The 23,159-nt window shown below is 51.0% G+C and carries 21 protein-coding genes; 9 read left to right on the top strand and 12 right to left on the bottom strand.

Translation table 11 applies throughout. From position 1 onward, the window contains the following. Nucleotides 1-21: 21 nt before the first annotated feature. Nucleotides 22-783 carry an SDR family oxidoreductase gene (locus tag ACJHYO_RS14170; RefSeq protein WP_000079547.1) on the bottom strand — a complete coding sequence of 254 codons (762 nt, stop codon included), beginning with the start codon at nt 781-783 and terminating at the stop codon, nt 22-24. Nucleotides 784-835: 52 nt separating this feature from the next. Then, nucleotides 836-2,272 (bottom strand): multidrug resistance outer membrane protein MdtQ, encoded by a 1,437-nt coding sequence (gene mdtQ / locus ACJHYO_RS14165; RefSeq protein WP_001078178.1) that lies wholly within the window; start codon nt 2,270-2,272, stop codon nt 836-838. 223 nt (nt 2,273-2,495) lie between these two features. On the opposite strand from mdtQ, the gene yohP reads away from it, so the two are divergent. After that, nucleotides 2,496-2,579: a small membrane protein YohP gene (gene yohP, locus ACJHYO_RS14160; protein WP_000691708.1), complete on the top strand. Its 84-nt coding sequence runs from the start codon at nt 2,496-2,498 to the stop codon at nt 2,577-2,579. Nucleotides 2,580-2,966: 387 nt separating this feature from the next. On the opposite strand, the gene dusC is transcribed toward yohP, so the two are convergent. Next, nucleotides 2,967-3,917 carry a tRNA dihydrouridine(16) synthase DusC gene (dusC, locus tag ACJHYO_RS14155; RefSeq protein ID WP_001264872.1) on the bottom strand — a complete coding sequence of 317 codons (951 nt, stop codon included), beginning with the start codon at nt 3,915-3,917 and terminating at the stop codon, nt 2,967-2,969. Between the two features lie 238 nt (nt 3,918-4,155). On the opposite strand from dusC, the gene ACJHYO_RS14150 reads away from it, so the two are divergent. From ACJHYO_RS14150 to preA, 7 genes are all read left to right on the top strand, one after another. Beyond that, a complete protein-coding gene (locus ACJHYO_RS14150) occupies nt 4,156-4,554 on the top strand; it encodes a CidA/LrgA family protein (RefSeq protein ID WP_085455438.1) in 399 nt (132 codons plus the stop codon). Then, nucleotides 4,551-5,246 (top strand): CidB/LrgB family autolysis modulator, encoded by a 696-nt coding sequence (locus tag ACJHYO_RS14145; protein ID WP_000968206.1) that lies wholly within the window; start codon nt 4,551-4,553, stop codon nt 5,244-5,246. Before ACJHYO_RS14150 ends, ACJHYO_RS14145 begins: the two co-directional genes overlap by 4 nt. Before the next feature lie 129 nt (nt 5,247-5,375). After that, a complete protein-coding gene (gene cdd, locus ACJHYO_RS14140; RefSeq protein WP_000553553.1) occupies nt 5,376-6,260 on the top strand; it encodes a cytidine deaminase in 885 nt (294 codons plus the stop codon). Nucleotides 6,261-6,409: 149 nt separating this feature from the next. Next, a complete protein-coding gene (sanA, locus tag ACJHYO_RS14135) occupies nt 6,410-7,129 on the top strand; it encodes an outer membrane permeability protein SanA (protein WP_000920064.1) in 720 nt (239 codons plus the stop codon). Between the two features lie 2 nt (nt 7,130-7,131). Next, nucleotides 7,132-7,371, top strand: a complete 240-nt coding sequence (locus ACJHYO_RS14130; protein WP_000383096.1) for a DUF2542 family protein — start codon at nt 7,132-7,134, stop codon at nt 7,369-7,371. 193 nt (nt 7,372-7,564) lie between these two features. Continuing rightward, nucleotides 7,565-8,803, top strand: a complete 1,239-nt coding sequence (preT, locus tag ACJHYO_RS14125; RefSeq protein WP_001136309.1) for an NAD-dependent dihydropyrimidine dehydrogenase subunit PreT — start codon at nt 7,565-7,567, stop codon at nt 8,801-8,803. Beyond that, on the top strand, nt 8,797-10,032 hold the full coding sequence (gene preA / locus ACJHYO_RS14120) for an NAD-dependent dihydropyrimidine dehydrogenase subunit PreA (RefSeq protein WP_000956067.1): 1,236 nt from the start codon (nt 8,797-8,799) through the stop codon (nt 10,030-10,032). Before preT ends, preA begins: the two co-directional genes overlap by 7 nt. A gap of 242 nt (nt 10,033-10,274) precedes the next feature. Here preA and mglC read toward each other — a convergent pair whose 3' ends face one another. The 6 genes from mglC to folE all read right to left on the bottom strand — a co-directional run bounded on the left by mglC (nt 10,275) and on the right by folE (nt 17,184). Beyond that, nucleotides 10,275-11,285 (bottom strand): galactose/methyl galactoside ABC transporter permease MglC, encoded by a 1,011-nt coding sequence (gene mglC, locus ACJHYO_RS14115; RefSeq protein ID WP_001275112.1) that lies wholly within the window; start codon nt 11,283-11,285, stop codon nt 10,275-10,277. 15 nt (nt 11,286-11,300) lie between these two features. Next, entirely contained in the window at nt 11,301-12,821 is a 1,521-nt protein-coding gene (gene mglA / locus ACJHYO_RS14110) for a galactose/methyl galactoside ABC transporter ATP-binding protein MglA (protein ID WP_000255034.1), read from the bottom strand. 60 nt (nt 12,822-12,881) lie between these two features. Beyond that, entirely contained in the window at nt 12,882-13,880 is a 999-nt protein-coding gene (mglB, locus tag ACJHYO_RS14105) for a galactose/glucose ABC transporter substrate-binding protein MglB (RefSeq protein ID WP_001036964.1), read from the bottom strand. A gap of 279 nt (nt 13,881-14,159) precedes the next feature. Beyond that, a complete protein-coding gene (galS, locus tag ACJHYO_RS14100; protein WP_000628655.1) occupies nt 14,160-15,200 on the bottom strand; it encodes an HTH-type transcriptional regulator GalS in 1,041 nt (346 codons plus the stop codon). A gap of 141 nt (nt 15,201-15,341) precedes the next feature. After that, a complete protein-coding gene (gene yeiB, locus ACJHYO_RS14095; RefSeq protein ID WP_000440886.1) occupies nt 15,342-16,499 on the bottom strand; it encodes a DUF418 domain-containing protein YeiB in 1,158 nt (385 codons plus the stop codon). Nucleotides 16,500-16,515: 16 nt separating this feature from the next. Further along, complete coding sequence (gene folE, locus ACJHYO_RS14090) at nt 16,516-17,184, bottom strand: GTP cyclohydrolase I FolE (protein ID WP_001139613.1); 669 nt, start codon at nt 17,182-17,184, stop codon at nt 16,516-16,518. 257 nt (nt 17,185-17,441) lie between these two features. On the opposite strand from folE, the gene yeiG reads away from it, so the two are divergent. Continuing rightward, nucleotides 17,442-18,278 (top strand): S-formylglutathione hydrolase, encoded by an 837-nt coding sequence (gene yeiG, locus ACJHYO_RS14085; protein WP_000425463.1) that lies wholly within the window; start codon nt 17,442-17,444, stop codon nt 18,276-18,278. A gap of 31 nt (nt 18,279-18,309) precedes the next feature. On the opposite strand, the gene cirA is transcribed toward yeiG, so the two are convergent. From cirA to yieE, 3 genes are all read right to left on the bottom strand, one after another. Then, nucleotides 18,310-20,301 carry a catecholate siderophore receptor CirA gene (cirA, locus tag ACJHYO_RS14080; protein ID WP_000489277.1) on the bottom strand — a complete coding sequence of 664 codons (1,992 nt, stop codon included), beginning with the start codon at nt 20,299-20,301 and terminating at the stop codon, nt 18,310-18,312. 291 nt (nt 20,302-20,592) lie between these two features. Continuing rightward, on the bottom strand, nt 20,593-22,062 hold the full coding sequence (lysP, locus tag ACJHYO_RS14075; protein ID WP_000534384.1) for a lysine-specific permease: 1,470 nt from the start codon (nt 22,060-22,062) through the stop codon (nt 20,593-20,595). A 204-nt stretch (nt 22,063-22,266) separates the two neighbouring features. Next, nucleotides 22,267-23,148: a DNA-binding transcriptional regulator YeiE gene (gene yieE / locus ACJHYO_RS14070; protein WP_000548294.1), complete on the bottom strand. Its 882-nt coding sequence runs from the start codon at nt 23,146-23,148 to the stop codon at nt 22,267-22,269. Nucleotides 23,149-23,159: the final 11 nt, after the last annotated feature.

Raw genomic sequence — 23,159 nt, 5'->3', positions numbered from 1 at the left:
ATAACCACGCACCTCACTGCGCTATTCTGGGTTGAACTGCGGATTCGCCAACATAAAGCCGCCATCCACTATCAGCGACTGCCCGGTGGTGTAATTTGCGCCCTCCGAACAAAGCCATACCACCAGGCTGGCAATCTCATGCGTTGTGCCAAAACGTCGCAAGGGAATCGAAGGCTCCGCGTCGGGCTTCACGTCGCCGCCATCCATGCCGTTCATTGGCGTGGCGATCGCCCCAGGTGCGACTGCGTTCACCAAAATTTTATGCCTGACCAACTCCAGCGCCATTGCTTTGGTTAACCCGCCGAGCGCATGTTTAGCGGCTGTGTAGGCGCTGGCATCCGGCAGCGGCGTATGTTCATGTACCGATGTAATGTTGATGATGCGACCGCCCTGCCCTTGCTTCACCATCTGGCGGGCAGCAATTTGCGAGCATAAAAATGCACCATCGACATCAACGGTAAAAATCTTGCGCCACTCATCGAAAGCCATATCAAGAAACGGCGCTTTGGTCATTGCGCCCGCATTATTCACCAGCACATCAATACGCCCCAGCCGTTGAATAAGTTTCTCCAGCGCCTGCGCACCTTCTGGTAGATTGCCGAGATCCAGTTGCACGATCTCCGCACGTACGCCGTGGCTAACTACCTCACGCGCGGTATCTTTTGCCCCTTCTTCATCTGAGTGCCAGGTAATGCCAATATCAAACCCCTGCTGCGCCAGTAATAACGCGCACTCTTTGCCGATCCCCGAATCGGAGGCGGTAATTATCGCGACCTGTGCCATCGAGTTCTCCACTTAACGCTCAACAAACGTTAAGTATAGAAGGCGCATATCATCAGCGTTTGTAACCCCCGCCCAGCGCACCGGTGAGTTGAATGGAGGCATCCAGCCACTGCCCTTGCAATAACAGGCCATTGGCCCGCTCACGCAGCGCCGGGATTCTGGCTTCGCTGACCCGGGAACCAGCAATGAGGCCCGCGTTAAAGCGGGCCTGCGCAAGACCTACTACACGCAAGGCATCGCGCTCAATTTGCGCCTGATGCTGGTTTTTCTCCGCCAGTGTCTGAACCTGACTGGCTGCCCGCGCCACGTCATTCACCGCTTCAACCACCGCTTTGTTGTAGCTGGCGATAGACAAGTTGCTTTCGGCTTTTGCGATATCGAGGTTGGCGTTAAGACGACCACTATCGAAAATGGGTAGCGTCAGGCCTGCCGTAACGCCCATTTGCTGCGCGGAATGACGGAACAGATCGCTTAAGTGCAACGCATCCTGTTGCAGGAAGGCCATCAGGTTGATGTCAGGATAAAATGCCGCTTTTGCCGCATCAATAGTGCTTAACGATGACTCAACGTACCAGTGCGCCGCCTGCAAATCTGCCCGCCTCGCCAGTAAGGAGTACCCCAGTTCATCAGGAAGCTGGCTTGCCACTTTCGGCAACGCGACCGGTTTAAGCTTCAGTGACTTTGTCTGGTGATTTGTGAGTGCATTTAACCGTGCCTCAATAATTTTCATTTTACCCGCGACATCGTTGAGCTGCTGCCGGGTTTTGCTGGCATTAATATCGGTTTCCACACCTTCAACTGCAGAAGTAATCCCGTTCTGATATAGCTGGCGATCGGTCGCGATAATGGTGTTCTGCTCTTTTTCGATTTGCTGCAAGACCGTGTTTAACGCCGCCTGGGTTTGCCACTCCCAGTACAGGCGGGCTACGCTGCCAGCCAGCAATTGGCGGGTTTGCTCGCGTTCCGCCGCCCGTGCTTTAACCGTACCCAGGCGAGCAGTAACCTCCGCCCGATTCTTTCCCCAGATATCGAGATGCCAGCCCGCCGTTAAGCCAAAAGTACCGTTGGTGTACCACGGACCGGTCGTACCTGCGGCCGGATCGTTCAAAGCAAACGGCCCCATTAACCCTTCTGCCGACATTTTTTGCCGCTCCATATCCGCAGAAAAGTCGAGCTGCGGACCATCCTGAGTGGCAACTGCCTTCGCCTGGGCTTCAGCCAGCTGAATGCGCTGTTCAGCCACCTGCATATCCGGTGCGCTCTGTAGTGCGTTATTAATTAAGGAAGTGAGTTGATTATCGTGATACTCCAGCCACCATTGGCTGTCTGGCCAACCATTTTTCAGCGCCGTGGGTAATACGGTGTCAACTTGTGCAGCGGGCGTTTGCTGGCTTAACGCCTGGCGGGTTTCATGCATAGGCGCACACCCGGCCAGCATCAGTAACAGCGAAAAACAGGCGATGGCGGGATAAAAGGAATCACGATTCATGGGGGAATAATCAGGTAAGAAAAGGTGCGCGGAGATTACCGTGTGTTGCGATATATTTTTTAGTTTCGCGTGGCAATACATCAGTAGCAATAAAACGACATATCCAGAAAAATATACACTAAGTGAATGATATCTTCCGATTTATCTTAATCGTTTATGGATAACGGCAAAGGGCTTCGTTTTTTCCTATACTTATTCAGCACTCACAAATAAAGGAACGCCAATGAAAATTATACTCTGGGCTGTATTGATTATTTTCCTGATTGGGCTACTGGTGGTGACTGGCGTATTTAAGATGATATTTTAAAAATCAGATATGGCATATAAGTTGTCAGGTCAGGAACTAGATATTTTGTGTACTTGATTTGCAAACAGCTCCGGTGTTGGTGGCGTCAAAATCGCTGAAGCGTTCCCCGAAGGCCGGGGCAGCCCACATGGATGTGGGCTGAGGGCGCGTCTTACAAGGACGTTACCTCGCGCCCGACCCGGTAGCCGAAGGGGATAAGCTGAAGGTACCGCGCAGCGGCGATTTTGTTCGCCAGAGCCCGGGGGTGCAGGGGGAGGAGGCGATTGTCCTCCCCCTGCGCGCTCCTTGCGCCAGTGGCAATATGTGGCTTAGCTCATGAAAGGAGCGCAACAAGATGATGAAGCTGAATAAGCGATTCATTGTCTCAGATAAGCTGCGATTCCACTATTATCGCAGCTTATCGATATCAATGGCCTGAATAGCCCTTGCAATATCAGGGGAATTATTCAACACCCGAACATGCTGAAATAATTCCGTTGCTTCATCGTATTCTTTACGCAAATAACTCAACCACTGTTTAATCCGCGCAACGTGATATAACCCGGTATCGCCCTGCTTTTCCAGACGGGTATATTTTTGCAGCAAAGCAACCACCTCCGGCCACGGCATTCGCGGTTCGTTATATTTCACCACACGGCTCAGGTTGGGAATATTGAGCGCCCCGCGACCAATCATCACTGCGTCGCAGCCGCTGATCGCCATGCATTGTTGCGCACTCTGCCAGTCCCAGATTTCACCGTTGGCAATCACCGGAATATTAAGCCGCTGGCGAATCTCGCCAATCGCCTGCCAGTCAATATGTTCCGCGCGGTAACCCTGCTCTTTTGTCCGCCCATGTACTACCAGCTCCGTAGCGCCAGCCTGTTGCACCGCATCGGCGATTTCAAATTTCTTCTCACCGCTGTCCCAGCCCAGACGCACTTTTACGCTGACAGGCAAATGCGCCGGTACAGCTTCGCGCATCGCTTTTGCACCCTGGTAGATGAGTTCAGGATCTTTCAGTAACGTTGCCCCACCACCGCTACCGTTAACCGTTTTCGACGGGCAGCCGCAGTTAAGATCCACGCCCCAGGAGCCTAACTCCACCGCACGGGCGGCGTTCTCTGCCAGCCACTGTGGGAACTGCCCTAACAACTGCACGCGCACCAGCGTACCGGATGGTGTCCGGCTGGCATTTTGTAGCTCAGGGCAAATGCGATGAAAGACTTTTACTGGCAGCAGTTGATCCACCACGCGGACAAACTCGGTGATGCACAGATCGTAGTCGTTAACTTCGGTCAGTAATTCCCGCACCAGAGAGTCAAGTACACCCTCCATCGGAGCCAGTAACACACGCATATCATCACCCGCAAAAAAATGAGGCGCTATGTTAGCGCCTCCGGTCAACGGATTAAAGGTCTGCAAAGAGGGATTGCTGCAAACTGCAATCCCTCTCTATGCTTGATGTATGCCTGAGTTCGCTGCGCATTGCGTAATACCGGGGAGCGAAAAAATAAGCGCTGATTTCTTAATGTGATCGGTAGCACGTTTTACGAATTAATTGTATGATGAATCCATCTCATCTGGGGTGTTGATTATGAGTAAGACACTGAACATTATCTGGCAATATTTACGCGCTTTCGTCCTGATTTATGCCTGCCTGTATACAGGCATTTTCATTGCTTCCCTGCTACCGGTAACCATTCCGGGCAGCATCATCGGGATGCTGATCCTGTTTGTCCTGCTGGCCTTGCAAATTCTTCCGGCGAAATGGGTCAATCCGGGGTGCTACGTACTGATTCGCTATATGGCGCTATTGTTTGTGCCGATTGGTGTAGGCGTCATGCAATATTTTGATTTGCTCCGCGCACAGTTTGGTCCGGTAGTGGTTTCCTGTGCAGTCAGTACGCTGGTGGTTTTTCTGGTGGTGAGCTGGAGTTCACAACTGGTGCACGGTGAACGTAAAGTCGTAGGTCAGAAAGGATCAGAAGAATGATGGCGAATATCTGGTGGTCATTACCGCTGACGTTGATTGTCTTTTTTGCCGCCCGCAAACTGGCGGCACGGTATAAGTTTCCCCTGCTTAACCCGTTGCTGGTAGCAATGGTGGTGATCATTCCTTTTTTAATGCTGACTGGCATCTCTTACGACAGCTACTTTAAAGGTAGCGAAGTGCTAAACGATCTGCTGCAACCGGCGGTCGTCGCACTGGCCTATCCTTTATATGAGCAGCTACACCAGATCCGCGCGCGCTGGAAATCGATCATCACCATCTGTTTTATCGGCAGCGTGGTTGCGATGGTGACGGGGACTTCTGTGGCATTGTTGATGGGCGCTTCACCGGAAATCGCCGCGTCAATCCTGCCGAAATCAGTCACCACGCCTATTGCAATGGCAGTTGGCGGCAGTATTGGCGGTATTCCGGCAATCAGCGCAGTTTGCGTGATTTTCGTCGGCATCCTCGGCGCTGTGTTTGGCCATACATTGCTTAATGCGATGCGTATTCATACCAAAGCTGCGCGCGGTCTGGCAATGGGGACAGCCTCGCACGCCCTCGGTACGGCGCGCTGCGCCGAGCTGGATTATCAGGAAGGTGCATTTAGTTCGCTGGCGCTGGTGTTATGCGGGATTATTACTTCGCTGATCGCACCGTTCCTTTTCCCGATTATTCTGGCAGTAATGGGCTAAAATTTGCGATGCGTCGCGCATTTTTGATGTAAGTTTCACTCGTTGCATAATTAATGAGATTCAGATCACATATAAAGCCATAGCGGGTTCGTAAACTGTTATCCCATTACATGATTATGAGGCAACGCCATGCATCCACGTTTTCAAACCGCTTTTGCCCAACTTGCGGATAACTTGCAATCTGCACTGGAACCTATTCTGGCAGACAAGTACTTCCCCGCTTTGTTGACCGGGGAGCAAGTCTCATCGCTGAAGAGCGCAACGGGGCTGGACGAAGACGCGCTGGCATTCGCACTACTTCCGCTGGCGGCAGCCTGTGCGCGTACGCCATTGTCGAATTTTAATGTTGGCGCAATTGCGCGCGGTGTGAGCGGAACCTGGTATTTCGGTGCCAATATGGAATTTATTGGTGCGACAATGCAGCAAACCGTTCATGCCGAACAAAGCGCGATCAGCCACGCCTGGCTGAGTGGTGAAAAAGCGCTTGCAGCCATCACCGTTAACTACACGCCTTGTGGTCACTGCCGTCAGTTTATGAATGAACTGAACAGCGGTCTGGATCTGCGTATTCATCTTCCGGGACGCGAGGCACACGCGCTGCGTGACTATCTACCGGATGCCTTTGGGCCGAAAGATCTGGAGATTAAAACGCTGCTGATGGACGAGCAGGATCACGGCTATGCGCTGACTGGTGATGCGCTTTCTCAGGCGGCGATTGCGGCGGCAAACCGTTCGCACATGCCTTACAGTAAGTCGCCAAGCGGTGTCGCGCTGGAATGTAAAGACGGTCGTATTTTCAGCGGCAGCTACGCTGAAAACGCCGCATTCAACCCGACTCTGCCGCCGTTGCAGGGGGCGTTAATTCTGTTGAATCTCAAGGGTTATGATTACCCGGATATCCAGCGCGCGGTTCTGGCAGAAAAAGCCGATGCGCCGTTGATTCAGTGGGATGCCACCTCCGCAACGCTGAAAGCTCTCGGCTGTCACAATATCGACCGCGTGCTTCTCGCTTAAGCCTGGTGCCGGATGCGGCGTGAACGCCTTGTCCGGCTTGCCAGCCCTTTCCTGGTGTCGAAAATCCCGGCAAACAGTTTGCCGTTTCTTGCGCAAAACCAGCGGGTAAAGTAGCCTGATGGAAATTTTCCTTAGATCGAGTCTCCTGCATGTTAAAGCGCGTGTTCCTCAGCCTGTTAGTCCTGATCGGCTTGCTGCTGTTGACTGTGCTCGGCCTCGATCGCTGGATGAGCTGGAAAACCGCGCCTTATATCTACGACGAATTGCAGGATCTCCCCTACCGCCAGGTCGGCGTGGTGCTCGGCACAGCAAAATATTATCGTACTGGCGTAATTAATCAGTATTATCGCTACCGCATTCAAGGAGCGATTAATGCCTATAACAGCGGTAAGGTAAATTATCTATTACTGAGCGGCGATAACGCATTGCAAAGTTATAATGAGCCGATGACCATGCGCAAAGATTTAATCGCAGCCGGTGTCGACCCATCAGATATTGTTCTCGATTACGCAGGCTTTCGTACGCTGGATTCCATCGTACGTACACGCAAAGTTTTCGATACTAATGATTTCATTATTATCACCCAACGTTTCCACTGTGAGCGGGCATTATTTATTGCGCTGCATATGGGGATTCAGGCTCAGTGTTATGCCGTACCGTCACCGAAAGATATGCTGTCAGTACGTATTCGCGAATTTGCCGCCCGTTTCGGTGCGCTGGCTGACCTTTATATTTTTAAACGTGAACCGCGTTTTTTAGGGCCGCTGGTCCCTATTCCGGCTATGCACCAGGTGCCGGAAGATGCGCAGGGGTATCCCGCCGTCACACCCGAACAGTTACTTGAATTACAAAAGAAACAAGGAAAGTAGTTATGGATGTACAGCAGTTTTTTGTCGTTGCCGTTTTTTTCCTTATCCCGATATTTTGTTTCCGCGAAGCATGGAAAGGCTGGCGCGCAGGCGCGATTGATAAACGGGTTAAAAATGCACCGGAACCGGTGTATGTCTGGCGAGCGAAAAATCCCGGACTCTTCTTCGCTTATATGGTGGCATATATCGGCTTCGGAATTTTATCTATCGGCATGATTGTTTATCTTATTTTCTATCGTTAATATTTTCCCTTTTCTGTTAATTATTGAGAATAATTATTACTTCACTCAATAAGCTGCGGATATCACATTCTGAACCGCAGCTATTTGTGAATCCTTTCACAGTTTAAATTTCCCCACGCGCATAGCCTTAATATCAGCACGCAATATTTATTTAGCGTTCGCCTTAATTACTCATAGCATTAAGGAAGATCACATGCCGCAACAAAATTATCTGGATGAACTCACTCCGGCTTTTACGCCTTTACTGGCGATTAAAGAAGCCTCTCGCTGTTTATTATGTCATGACGCTCCCTGTAGTCAGGCTTGCCCGGCACAGACCGATCCGGGGAAATTTATTCGCTCAATCTACTTTCGTAATTTTAAAGGCGCTGCCGAGACAATTCGCGAAAATAATGCCCTCGGTGCCGTTTGTGCCAGAGTGTGCCCGACGGAGAAATTATGCCAAAGCGGTTGTACACGTGCCGGTGTTGATGCTCCCATTGATATCGGTCGCTTACAGCGTTTTGTTACTGATTTTGAACAACAAACTGGGATGGAAATTTATCTGCCCGGTACTAAAACGCTCGGCAAAGTCGCCATTATTGGCGCAGGTCCTGCCGGATTGCAGGCCAGTGTGACGCTGACAAACCAGGGTTATGACGTCACGATCTATGAGAAAGAAGCACAACCCGGTGGCTGGTTGCGTAACGGCATTCCGCAATTCCGGTTACCGCAATCGGTGCTGGATGCAGAAATCGCCCGTATAGAAAAAATGGGCGTGACCATTAAGTGCAATAACGAAATCGGTAAAACACTCACCCTGGAGCAGCTGAAAGCGGAAAACCGCGCGGTACTGGTCACCGTAGGGTTATCGAGCGGTTCCGGGTTATCGCTGTTTGAGCATAGCGACGTTGAGATTGCCGTCGACTTCCTGCAACGTGCACGACAGGCGCAAGGCGATATCAGCATTCCACAAAGCGCATTAATTATCGGCGGCGGTGATGTCGCGATGGACGTAGCCAGCACGCTGAAAGTTCTCGGCTGTCAGGCGGTAACCTGCGTAGCGCGTGAAGAGTTAGATGAGTTTCCGGCAAGCGAAAAAGAGTTTACCAGCGCCAGAGAGCTGGGCGTTTCGATCATCGATGGATTTACACCAGTAGCCGTGGAAGGCAATAAAGTCACCTTTAAGCATGTTCGTTTACCAGGTGAACTAACGATAGCGGCGGACAAAATTATTCTCGCTGTAGGTCAACATGCCGAACTTGCTGTTTTTTCCGCACTGGAACCGCAGCGTAACACCATCGAAACGCAACATTACCAGACCCGCGACCCGCAAGTCTTTGCTGCTGGCGATATTGTTGAGGGTGACAAAACCGTGGTCTATGCAGTGAAAACCGGGAAAGAAGCCGCCGGGGCGATTCATCACTATTTAGAGGGAGCTTGCTCATGTTAACGAAAGATCTTTCGATTACTTTTTGCGGCGTGAAGTTTCCCAACCCGTTCTGCCTTTCTTCTTCGCCGGTAGGCAACTGCTATGAGATGTGCGCCAAAGCCTACGACACAGGTTGGGGCGGCGTGGTGTTTAAAACGATCGGTTTTTTTATCGCCAACGAAGTCTCGCCGCGTTTTGATCATCTGGTGAAAGAAGATACCGGTTTTATCGGCTTCAAAAATATGGAGCAGATTGCTGAACATCCGTTGGAAGAGAATCTGGCCGCCCTGCGTCGGCTGAAAGAAGATTACCCGGACAAAGTATTGATCGCTTCAATCATGGGCGAAAATGAGCAGCAATGGGAAGAGCTGGCGCGTCTGGTGCAAGAAGCTGGCGCGGATATGATCGAGTGTAACTTCTCCTGTCCGCAAATGACTTCTCATGCGATGGGTAGCGATGTCGGGCAAAGCCCGGAGCTGGTAGAAAAATATTGTCGGGCAGTAAAACGTGGTTCCACGCTGCCAATGCTGGCGAAGATGACGCCGAATATTGGTGATATGTGCGAAGTGGCGCTGGCGGCGAAGCGCGGCGGCGCAGATGGCATTGCGGCGATTAACACCGTTAAATCCATCACCAATATCGATCTTAATCAGAAAATTGGTATGCCGATCGTTAACGGTAAATCGAGTATTTCCGGATATTCCGGTAAAGCGGTAAAACCGATCGCCCTACGCTTTATTCAGCAAATGCGCACCCATCCAGAACTGCGCGATTTCCCGATCAGCGGTATCGGCGGCATTGAAACCTGGGAAGATGCGGCGGAGTTTTTATTGCTCGGCGCAGCAACGTTGCAGGTGACCACCGGCATTATGCAGTACGGGTATCGGATAGTGGAAGATATGGCAAGCGGGTTGTCGCATTATCTCGCCGATCAAGGGTTTGATTCGTTGCAGGAGATGGTGGGTCTGGCGAATCACAATATTGTCCCGGCGGAAGATTTAGACCGCAGTTATATTGTCTATCCCCATATCAATCTTGATAAATGTGTTGGCTGTGGACGCTGTTATATTTCCTGTTACGACGGCGGTCACCAGGCGATGGAATGGAGCGAGAAAACCCGCACACCGCATTGTAATACCGAGAAATGCGTGGGTTGTCTGCTTTGTGGTCATGTCTGCCCGGTAGGTTGTATTGATCTTGGGGAAGTGAAGTTTAAGAAAGGCGAGAAAGAACACCCGGTAACGTTGTAAAACCAGCGACGCATCCGGCATTTAGTTCCTGTCGCCGGATGCGGCGTGAACGCCTTACCCGGCATACAAAACAATATAAATCAGTATGTTGTGCTCATTGTAGGCCGGATAAAACGCGCCAGCGTTGCATCCGGCATTTGGTTCCTGTCGCCGGATGCGGCGTAAACGCCTTATCCGGCATACAAAACCATACAACTCATGATGTTATGTGCATTTCTGACCGGATGCGAACCACATTCACATCACTTCTTACGCGCGTATTTCAGTGAATCCAGCGCCACGGCGAAGATAATAATCGCCCCTTTGATGATGTACTGCCAGTACGGGTTTACGCCGATGTACGTCAGGCCATAGTTGATGACGGTAAAAATAATCACCCCGGTCACAACACCAATTACCGTCCCCACACCGCCGCTGAACGATACGCCGCCTACCACGCACGCCGCGATAGCATCCAGCTCATACATAAAGCCGAGGTTGTTGGTGGCTGAGCCGATACGTCCGGCTTCTAACATCCCGCCGAAGGCATAGAACACACCAGACAACGCGTAAATCATCAGCAGGTTCAGGCCGACGTTGACACCAGATACTTTCGCCGCTTCCGGGTTACCGCCAATGGCAAAAATGTTCTTACCGAAGCGGGTTTTGTTCCATAACACCCAGACAAACACCACCGCAATCAACGCATAGAAGGTGATGTAAGAGAGACGGAAACTCCCCAGCGCAATAAAGCCTTGGGCAAAAGTGGAGAAACCACTGTCAAAACCGGAAATTGGCGATGCCCCGACAAAGTCGTAATAGAGCGAGTTAATGCCGTAGACGATAATCATCGTACCGAGCGTGGTAATGAACGGCGTCACGTTGAGATAGGCGATAATCAAGCCGTTGATCAAACCGATCACCGCACCAATGGCACAGACAATCAGAATAACCAGCGCAATCGGCATCGTCGCCATTTCCGGGAACACTTTGTTGGCGTTATCCATGGACTGCAATAACGTCGCTGCTACTACTGCCGCCAGCCCCACCTGGCGACCTGCGGAAAGGTCAGTCCCCTGGGTGACAATTAACCCTGCCACACCAAGCGCGATAATAATACGCACCGATGACTGGGTGAGAATATTACTTAAGTTCAACAGACTTAAAAATGTTGGGTCCTGGAAAATAATAATCGCCAGCAAAACTAAAAGAACGACGTAAATACCGCCCTCTTTCAGGTAAGTAAGAAAACTTTTCTTATTTAATGCACTCATGGGAAGCCCCTAATCTTAAAGGTGCAAAGACGCAAGACGCAGAATTTCGCTTTGCGTTGTTGTTTTTGTATCGACAATTCCGGAAACGAGACCATTGCTCATAACCAGAATACGGTCTGTTATCCCTAACAACTCTGGCATTTCGGAGGAGATAATAATAATCCCCTTGCCTTTCTTCGCCAGTTCGGCAATTAACTGATAAATCTCAAACTTAGCCCCAACATCAATACCGCGCGTCGGTTCATCGAGCATTAATATTTCTGGTTGCGTTAACAGCCAGCGACCAATAATCACTTTTTGCTGATTACCACCGGAGAGCGAACCTATTTGCGTCCGATGACCTGGCGTTTTTACCCGCATCGAATCAATGACCCACTGGGTATCGCTTTTCATCCGCGAGTTATCCAGTAAACCAACTTTATTTTTATAGTTGCGGATATTGGAAATTAACGAGTTAAAGCCAATATCCAGATAGGCATAAATTCCCGTTGAGCGGCGCTCTTCAGTTACCAGTGCAAATCCGTGGTTTATGGCTTCGTTGGCATTATGGTTATTGATCTTTTTGCCGTGCAACGTAATGGTGCCAGCCGATTTCTCGCGAATACCAAATAACGTCTCAACAATATCGGTACGTTTCGCTCCCACCAGACCGGCAATACCGAGGATCTCCCCTTTATGCAGATCAAACGAGACATCGCGAATCGACGGCTGGCGCAGCGACGTCAGGTTACGCACTTCCAGAATCACTTCGCCCGGCTTGTTTTCTTTGTCAGGGAAACGCTGGTTAAGAGAACGCCCAACCATCATGGCGATGATTTTGTCCATCGTCAGTCCTGCCAGCGGTTCGGTAGCGATCCACTGACCGTCGCGCAATACGGTAACTTCATCGCATAACTGGAAGATTTCTTCCATTTTATGCGAGATATAAACAATACCGCAGCCGCGCTCTTTTAATTTACGAATAATAGTGAACAGATGATTGACCTCTTTTTCGGTTAACGAAGAAGTCGGTTCATCCATAATCACAATTTTCGCGTTATAGGAAAACGCTTTGGCAATTTCGATCATCTGCATTTGCGAAACAGATAATGTACCGACGCGCGCACGCGGATCGATATCAATATCCAGTTCATCAAAAATCGCTTTGGTTTCGCGGTACATTTTGTCCTGATCGACAAACATGCCTTTGGTGGGATATCGCCCCAGCCACATGTTGTCCATCACCGAACGTTGTAATACCAGGTTTAACTCCTGATGTACCATCGAAATACCATTTTCCAGTGCTTCTTTGGCGGAATGGAAATCGATCTCTTTACCCTGGAATAAAATGGTGCCGGAGTCTTTTTGATAAATACCAAACAGGCATTTTAATAATGTTGATTTTCCCGCACCGTTTTCCCCCATTAATGCATGGATAGAATGTGGCCGGACTTTTAAGTTAACGTTATCAAGTGCCTTAACACCAGGAAAAGACTTGTTGATACCGCTCATTTCCAACAAGTATTCCCCGGAAGACGGAGTCGTTGAGCTGACCATATAATTTTACCTTGTTGGCCATACAATAAGGGCGCAGTAAACGACTGCGCCCAATCAGTCTTATTTCTTGCTGAATTCAGCCAGGTTGTCTTTATCTACGCCAACATAAGGTACGCGGACTACTTTGTTGTCGATTTTCCAGTTGGTGCCATCAGCCGCACCTTTGCCATCGGCCAGGTTTTTCGCCAGATCAAAGGTCGCTTTCGCCTGGTTGTTAGCATCGTTCAGTACGGTGCCCGCCAGTGCACCGGATTTCACCAGCGCCAGCGCTTCTGGCAGCGCATCGACGCCAAACACCGGAATGCTGGACTTGTTGTGTGCTTTCAGTGCTTCTACCGCGCCCATTGCCATCGCGTCGTTGTTGGCGATAACCACCTCGATTTTGTTGGCGTTCGGGCCAGACAGCCAGGCGTCCATCTTATCTTTCGCCTGAGCGGTATCCCACATAGCGGTATCTAACTGTAACTGTTCAGTTTTAATGCCTTTGTCGTTCAATTCTTTAATCACGTAAGTGGTACGTGCTTCTGCATCCGGATGCCCCGGCTCACCTTTCAGCAGTACGAATTGAATCTGACCGTCTTTGTTCAGATCCCAACCCTGATTCGCCGCCCAGTGTTTAGCAATCAAATCACCCTGAATAATGCCGGACTCTTTGGAGTCAGTGCCAACGTAGTAGGCTTTGTCGTAGCTATCCAGCGCCTTACGAGACGGTTCTTTGTTGAAGAAAACCACCGGCACGTTTTGCCCACGCGCTTTCTCAATCACCGTACCCGCAGCTGCCGGGTCAACCAGGTTGATTGCCAGTGCCTTCACCCCTTTCGCCAGCAATACGTCGATCTGATCGTTCTGCTTGGACTGGTCATTCTGAGAATCATTCATCAGCAGCTGAACATCTGGCGCGGCTTTCGCATCTTGCTCAATAGCCTTGCGCACTACAGACATAAAGTTATCGTCGTACTTATAGATTGTTACACCAATGCGAGTATCAGCAGCGTGTGCAGCGGCACCGAATAACATGCTGGCCATCACAGCAGACAGGGTTAACACCTTCTTATTCATGGTATCTCCGGTTTTTCTTATGCAGGGTAGTGCTTGAGATAAATGCTCGGCGGGGCAGTAGAGTTAATGAAGTGTTACTGAACGCCGAAGCTCACTTTTTAAAATTCGTTCTTCCATGCCCGGTAACGCTCCAGAAAACGGCTTTAATTGTTGTTATGACGCTATTACCTCGGTGAAAGTGATTATTCACTGTTACATACGGGTTACAACGTTAAAACGGTGCAATCATAGCCATCACATTGTTAAGATACTGTGAAATCACTCACAGATTGAAAGCGGTTACATCGCCTGATTTGTTGAGTTAGTGATCGCCGCCGCATTCTGGCGTGTTGCGACAGAATGGCGACGCACTAACGTCGGCATAAAACAGTGGCTGGCACGAGGATCAATATTGTCTGCTGCCCCCTGCAAGGCCAGTTCGGTAGCTAATTTAGCCATTGAAGCAATGGGATAACGCACAGTCGTTAATTGCGGGTCGGTGTAACGGGCGATGGGAATATCATCGAAACCAATGATTGAGAGATGTAACGGAATCGCAATGCCATTATCTTTTAATGCTGTCAGTGCGCCAGCGGCCATATTGTCGTTATAAGCAAATACAGCGGTTAGTTGTAGATTGCGCCCCAGCAGTTCAACCATCGCCGCCTCACCGCCCGGCATGTCCGGCGTGCCAGTGCCAATCCAGCTTTCCGGCGGAATAATATCCTGCTCTTTCAACGCACTCATCCAGCCTGCTTTACGCATGGCGTCATCTTCAATGCCGTGGCTGGAAGAAAGATAACCAATACGTTGATGACCGTTATTCAGCAACATGCGCGTCGCCATTCGGGCACCGCTGAGATTATCCAGGCAAACGCAACGATGGGCGTACCCCGGCACAACGCGGTTGATTAACACCATACCGGGAATGTTATCCATAAATTGTGCCAGTTCATCGTCACTCAATGCTTTTGAGTGAACAATCAACGCATTACAACGCTGGCGAATTAACACCTCAATGGCGTGACGCTCTTTTTCCGCTTCATGATAGCTATTGCCGATTAGCACGTATTTCTGATGCTGCTGGGCGACCAGATCCACCGCTTTTACCAGCGCGCCGAAAAACGCATCAGAAACGTCCATCACCACCACGCCAATGGTGTCGCTAACCTGAGTTGCCAGCGCCTGGGCATTGGCGTTTGGCCGATAATCCAGCTCACTCACAGCTTTCATTACTGCTTCACGCGTGTCGGCACTGACCAGCGTGCTGTTATTGAGCACCCGGGAAACCGTTGCCACAGAGACGCCAGCCTGACGCGCTACATCACGAATGGTGATCATATTCACTACCTGTTATGAGATTGCAGTAAATGACTGCTTGCTGGCGGCTATTTTGTCAGCACTGAATACAGGACTTCGTGAATCGAGTCACAGCAATGGAAACGGTTACAGCCGTTTTGTTAACGAATGTGATCCAGATCGTTATCTTGATGTTTTAGATATTGTCGGTCCGGCAGCACGCAAAGTTAACTGACGCCAGAGCCATTCCACCGGCCCCTGGCGGAAGTAACGCAGCCAGATAACAGAGAAGAAGATATTCGCCAGCCATACCGGAATAACAAACGCCAGCAGCTCCAGACGGTCAAACTGCATAAACAAACCGAGGTGGTAAAAAAGCGTAGTACAAATCAGCGTTTGCAATAGATAGTTGGTCAGTGCCATCCGTCCGACACAGGCGATTGCCAGCACCAGCTTAAAGCGGCTTAATTGCGGCCAGAAGCCATAAAACAGCGACGCATAGCCAATCGCCTGAAACGGCGCACTCAGTTCCCGCGGCATCTGAAGTAAGAAGGCGCACCAACGATACGCCCAGTCCAGTCGCCATTGCAGGGCGATGGCAGGAAGGTTAATGATCACCCCAATCGCCACCAGCACAAAACCAGTACGACGATAGTGACGTAAGCTGAACTGCCCTTTCAGCCAGCCACTGCGCATCAATGCGGCACCAATGAGCATCATCCCTGCCAGTTGCCAGCCATACTGTGCGCCCAGTGCCAGTAAACTGTTGCCAACACCATCGGCACGATTACTGATCGCTTCAACACCACCGTGAAGTTTCCAGTGCTTTTCATACAAAATAGCCGATGTATCAGGTGTCCAGGCGCGGCTGGTCTGGCTATCGGAAATCCCCCCCAATAACAGCAAAACGCCAAGCCCCACCAGATAAAGCATGACGCCGGTATTAAACAGGCTTTTTACCGATGGCGCATCGCGCACCAGCCGCCAGCAGATTAAGCCCACCAGCCCGTAAGCCAGCAGAATATCGCCGTCCCAGAACAATAAACCGTGAATAAAGCCCAGCAAGACTAACAGCGTTAACCGCGACTGGATCCATCGTCTGCCACGGGGCAGCAACATTTGCAGGCCCGCACCAAACAACAGCGCAAAAAGCGTGAGGAATTTCACCTGGCCGATGAGATCGAGAAATGCCCAGGTCCATGCATCCTGTGGCGTAATAGCGCCGTACCAGGCGGGATTGAGATAAGCCGCCTTTGGTAACCCAAAGGCGCTGATGTTTAATAGCAGGATCCCCAGAATGGCAACGCCGCGAACAAAATCGAGCGTGACGTTGCGCTCCACGGTTCCTGCCTTTTTATCAGTTGTGATGACGCACAGCGCGCAGAAACTCGTGGCGCGTATTCTGACTGGATTTGAACAATCCACCAAGAGAGGTCGTTGTCGTGGCACTGGTTGCATCGCGGATGCCACGCGCCTTCACGCAGTAATGCACCGCGTCGATAGAGACAGCCACGTTATTGGTGCCCAGCAGCGTTTGTAGCGCAATGAGAATTTGCTGCGTCAGACGTTCTTGTACCTGCGGACGCTGGGCAAAGAACTGCACAATACGGTTAATTTTTGACAGACCGATGACCGAATCTTTCGGGATATAGGCCACCGTCGCTTTGCCATCGATGGTAACAAAATGGTGTTCACAGGTGCTGGTCAGAGTGATATCGCGCACGGTGACCATTTCATCGACCTTCATTTTGTTTTCAATGAGGGTGATTTTCGGGAAATTGGCGTAATCCAGACCGGAGAAAATTTCATCGACATACATTTTAGCGATGCGATGCGGCGTTTCCATCAAACTGTCATCAGCCAGGTCGAGATTCAGCAGCTGCATGATTTCGGTCATATGACCAGCAATAAGGCTTTTGCGCGTTTCGTTATCCATTTCATGCACGGGCGGGCGCAGCGGTGTTTCCAGTCCTCGCGCAACTAACGCTTCATGAACCAGGGCCGCTTCTTTACTGAGTGATGGCATTTATGATTTCTCCTGCAGGTGTGACGCCTCCGCCCTGCGTGGGGGCAAAGTTATTAAGCTGATTTACAGCCTGATTATTGTGCGTGAGGCGGCGCACATAATCCAGTATTCACAGCGATAATTATTGTAATTGCCGCTGCCTTTCATCAGCAGATGTTAAAACATCGTTATGCAAATACGGAAGTGAAAGTTACTCACAGCACATTGAATAAACGGTATGATGAAGAAATTGCAAACAACACAACAAGGAGCCACGCATGGAAATGCTCGAAGAGCACCGCTGTTTTGAAGGCTGGCAGCAACGCTGGCGACACGACTCCAGTACCTTAAACTGCCCGATGACGTTCAGTATCTTTCTCCCACCACCTCGTGATCACACCCCGCCACCAGTGCTGTACTGGCTTTCCGGATTAACCTGCAATGACGAGAACTTCACCACCAAGGCGGGGGCCCAGCGCGTGGCGGCGGAACTGGGGATTGTACTGGTGATGCCAGACACCAGCCCGCGCGGCGAACAGGTTGCCAACGACGATGGCTACGATTTAGGCCAGGGCGCGGGGTTTTATCTTAACGCCACGCAACCACCGTGGGCGACGCATTACCGGATGTATGATTATCTGCGCGATGAATTACCGGCGCTGGTTCAGTCGCAATTTAATGTCAGCGACCGCTGCGCTATTAGCGGTCATTCCATGGGTGGTCACGGTGCGCTGATTATGGCGCTGAAAAATCCGGGTAAATACACCAGCGTTTCCGCCTTTGCGCCAATTGTGAATCCGTGCAGCGTCCCGTGGGGAATCAAAGCGTTTAGCACTTATTTAGGTGAGGACAAAAATGCATGGCTGGAATGGGACAGTTGCGCGCTGATGTATGCCAGTAACGCGCAGGATGCGATCCCGACGCTTATCGATCAGGGCGATAATGATCAGTTTCTTGCCGATCAGTTGCAACCCGCAGTGCTGGCAGAAGCCGCCCGCCAGAAAGCGTGGCCGATGACGCTGCGTATTCAGCCGGGATATGATCACAGTTACTACTTCATCGCCTCTTTTATAGAGGATCACCTGCGCTTCCATGCGCAGTATTTACTGAAGTGAAAGTCCGCCCGGTTCGCCGGGCATCTTCTCATCAGAAGCGATAATCCACTGCCATAAAGTAACGACGTCCGTCTTCGTTATAGCTGTAGTCGTCACGACTGAGATCCTTGTCGCCAAGGTTCAGCACGCCTGCGCGCAGTTTGACGTCTTTAGTCACCTGCCAGGCCGCGCCGGTATTCCAGATGGTATAACCGCCCGGTGTTTTAGCCGTCGCGCTGTCGGCGCGTTTCTGCCCGGTATAGTGACCAGAAACATAGAATGACCAGTCTTCCAGCGCCAGCGGTTTCCAGTCCAGCGTACCGTTAGCAGTATGGAACGGCAGATCGGATAGCGGTTTGTTTTCGCCGTTGCTGACATCACGACCATCGTTGTAGGTGTAGTTGATCGACAGTTTCCATTCATCGTTGAACGGAATTTTCAGTTCGGTTTCCACGCCCTGAATACGAGCTTTGTTAACGTTGTAGTAGCTAAATACCGGTATGCGCCGTCCGTTAGCGCCCGTCTCAAAACCGACAAAGTTTTGGTAGCCCGGTGCAGCATTGACGTCAGACGTACGGCTAATGCTGATACGATCTTTCACATCGTTACGGAAAACGGTAACGCTGGATTCAACCCCTTCCAGCCAGCCTTCTTCACCCATGTAGTAAAGCCCCAGCTCCCAACTTTCGCTGGTTTCTGGTTTCAGATCCGGGCTACCCACAATCTTACATGCGCCACGGCAGGAATTGCTCGTCCAGTCAGGGCTAAGTTGCAACAGAGAAGGGGCTTTAAATGCCGTCGCCCAGCCCCCTTTCACCGTTACGGTGTCGGTGGCGTTATAAACCAGGTAGGCACGCGGACTCCAGTGTTCACCGTAGGTTTCGTGATCGTCCATACGCACGCCGGTCGTCAGCGCCAGCGGCTCGAAGATCCGCCATTCATCTTCCACAAACAGCGCGTACTGGCTGGCAGACGTTTTGGAGCTGGTTCCCCCGGTCAGGTTCACCGCATCGCTAAGTTTGTCGTGACGCCATTCACCGCCAACCGTGAGAAACTGATTAATCGCCGTCAGCGGCAACGTGTATTTGCCGTCGACCGTATTGCTTTCGGAAGTTATCGGGCTGCTGTTGCCAGGGTTTTTGTTCTCGACTTTCTCACCGTAGTATTTCAGTTCGCTGGTGCCGTAATCCCAACGCCCATTATGGCTGACGGAGTAGTTCTGGCGTTCCAGGCGGTTTTTGTCCAGCGAGTCGGAATCACGATCCTGACGGTCGAAACCGTATCCGGCAGTAAAATCGTGATTTTGATTCGGTGTCCAGGCAAATTCGACATTGCCGTCGCGGCTGGAGAATCCTTCAATACGCGGCGTTTCTCCGGTATCGGTGGTCGTTGAGTTTTGCGGGTCATCCTTTTCACGTTTTGCCAGGCTGCCGTAAGCTTTCATTCCCAGCACGCCGTCAATTAATGGTCCGCTGGTAAAGAATTGACCGTTATAGGTATCACCGCGATCGCGATGTTCCTGAACGGTGGTATCGACGGTAACGGTGCCCGACCATTTCTGACCGATTTTTTTGGTGATGATATTCACTACACCGCCGAGCGCATCGGAACCGTACAGCGACGACATCGGGCCACGGACCACTTCAATACGTTCGATGGAATCGACCGGGATCCAGTTCAGATCGAAATCATTGTGGCGGAAGACGGCATTGCGGGAGTTAACGCGTTTACCGTCGACAAGAATCAGGGTGTAGCTGCTGTCCAGACCACGAATACTTACGCCCTTACGGTTATCCCCTTCGTTCGTCAGTTGTACGCCAGGCACTTCTTTGAGGACATCCTTCAGATTCTGTACCGGTTTTCGCTGCAGGTCTTCCTGGGTAATGACGCTGATACTGGCGGGAGCATCTTTAAGGTTTTGTTCAACGGAAGATGCAGTGACAACCATCGTTTCGCCATCATCATCGACCGCTAACACAGGCCATGCACAAGAAATAGCGGACAAACACAGCCCGACCCGTACGAAAGGGTTCAACCTAAACATTCCATATCTCCATGAGGTAACTACGAAAATAAAATGGGTATCGCTCACATCTTCTTTACGTCCCCTTGCGTACGGCAGCATCGCGGTGGACTTATTTGTATGCAGGTGATCATCCCAGAAAGCCGGAACAGCCTCTGATTTGTCAGCCTTTTTTGATTGCGGCGTAACGATAATGCAAACGATAACAATTATCAATCCAAATGTTAAATTTTATATCCGCATGATTTGTCAGGGAAATGGAATTGAAAAAGCCCTCTCGGTTGAGAGGGCTTAGCAAGGAAGCGAGGAAACTTATTTCTTATCGTTCTGCGGGAACTTCATTTCGCTGTAGCGTACGAAGTGAGTTCCTTTAATCAGCTTGTAGCCGAACCAAATAATCAGGAACAGCGGGATACCAATATACGTTGCCGCTACGCCGCCCCAGTCAATGGTATCTTTCAGGAACGCTTCGTAGTTCTGGCCCAAAGTGATAATCAGACACAGAATGAATGCGAAGATCGGCCCCAGTGGGAAGAAACCTGAACGGTACGGCAGATCGTTAATGTCGTGTCCCTGCAATACGTAACCGCGACGGAAGCGATAGTGGCTAATGGCAATCCCCAGCCAGGCGATAAAACCCGTCATCCCGGAGGTGTTCAGCAGCCACAGGTATACCGTCTGGTTGCCAAACATGGAGGTCAGGAAGCACAAACCGGCAATCACCGTCGTCGCATACAGCGCATTACGCGGCACGCCACCACGCGACAGTTTAGCGAAAATGCGCGGCGCTTTACCGTCACACGCCAGGGTATACAGCATACGAGTAGACGCATACATACCGGAGTTACCTGCTGACAGCACCGCCGTCAGAATAACTGCGTTCATCACCGCCGCCGCAGAGAGCAGACCCGCGTGCTGGAACACCAGGGTGAACGGACTGACGCTGATGTCTTTAACATCGTTACGCAGCAGGCTCGGATCGGTATACGGAATAATCAGGCTGATAATCAGGATCGCGAACACATAGAACAACAGGATTCGCCAGAATACCTGACGTACCGCGCGTGGAATGTTTTTCGCCGGATCTTCGGACTCGCCTGCAGCAATACCGATCAGCTCGGTTCCCTGGAAAGAGAAGCCGACAATCATAGCTACGCCGATCATCGCCGCAAAACCACCAGCAAACGGCGCTTCGCCGATTGTCCAGTTGCTCCAGCCCGCAGGCTGCGCGCCTTTGAAGATACCGATAATCATCAGCACGCCAACGATGATAAAGACAATAACTGTCGTGACTTTGATCAGTGAGAACCAGTATTCCGCTTCACCAAAGCCGCGAACAGAGATGTAGTTCAACAGGAAGATAACGCCGAGGAACAACGCACTCCAGATCCAGCCCGGTGTATCCGGGAACCACCAGCTCATGACCAGCTGTGCTGCAACCAGGTCAACGGCAATAGTCACCGCCCAGTTGTACCAGTAGTTCCAGCCCAGCGCGAAGCCAAAGCCTTCTTCAACATAGTTCTGACCGTAAGTGGCAAACGAACCGGAAACCGGCATATATGCAGCCAGTTCACCGAGACTGGTCATCAGGAAGTAAACCATCAGGCCAATCAGCATATACGAGAGCAATGCCCCGCCCGGACCTGCCTGAGAAATCGTTGCGCCAGAGGCAACAAAAAGACCTGTACCGATGGAACCGCCAATGGCAATCATCGTCAGGTGACGCGCCTTCAATTCACGGCGTAAGCCCGGCGCTTCTGTAGTTTTAGTTTCGGAACCCATACAAAAATGCTATCCATCTTAAAAATGAGGCGCGATTGTAGCAGACGATTGGCAATCCTTCCGGCAGAAATACACGGTTATAAGACACCTTCATGATCGCCCAGGGATTATAAGTAAAGCAGCCAATCTCTTTTCTGGCGAATGCATGCTGAGGGCGCTGCGTCACGAAATCGACACAGCACCAGCATGTTCTTGTACAGCACCTTAACGCGGTACATTCGCGGGATCGCAATAGTCCAGAAAGCGCCGTAGCGCGTTGGAAAGGTGTTTTTGCCGATGATGTATACGCCACAACGTACGCATCAGGCGCGGCAGAGGGACCGCAACTTCACTTAATGTGCCTGCCTGCAATTGATCTTCAATCACCCGTCGCGACAGGCAACTAATTCCCAACCCATGACGCACCGCATGTTTGATTGCCTCGGAGTTACCTAATTCCATCGCCATCTCAAACTTCGGTAAATGTGACAGCAACAGATAATCGACAATCTCCCGCGTGCCGGAACCGCGTTCACGCAGGATCCACGGCGCAGCGGCCAGCTGTTCTAAGGTGACCGGACCACGAGCCAACGGCGAAGTCGGCGCGGCGAAAACCACCAGCTCGTCTTCCAGCCACGGTTCAGAAATGATTTCAGTGCTGTGGCACGGTCCTTCAATAAAGCCAATATCAACGCGGAAATCCAGCACCGCTTGCATCACGTCCTGGCTATTCCCAACGCTAAGTTCAATCGGCAACTGCGGATAATCATGGCGATAACGGGCGATAACTGCAGGCAGAATGTAGTTACCGATGGTACTACTGGCATAGATACGAATCGCGCCGTTGTCTTCGCGAAACAGTTGTTCGATTTCAACCGCCTGTTCAAGCAGTGCCAACGCTCGCGGATAGAGCAGCCGCCCGTGTTCATTAACAACCAGTCTTTTCCCCACGCGATCAAACAGTTGAACGCCAAGCTGCCCTTCCAGGTCGGTCAAGGCTGCGCTCACTGCTGATTGCGACAACGCCAGCATCACCGACGCCTGGGTGGTTGATCCACTTTTCAATACTTCTGCAAAAACTTCCAACTGCCGGAGGGTGATGTGCATAGTCGCTTACC

The organism is Escherichia sp. WS1118, from assembly GCF_046487695.1.
Taxonomy (GTDB): domain Bacteria; phylum Pseudomonadota; class Gammaproteobacteria; order Enterobacterales; family Enterobacteriaceae; genus Escherichia; species Escherichia coli.
This window is presented reverse-complemented; position numbering and strand designations above follow the sequence as displayed.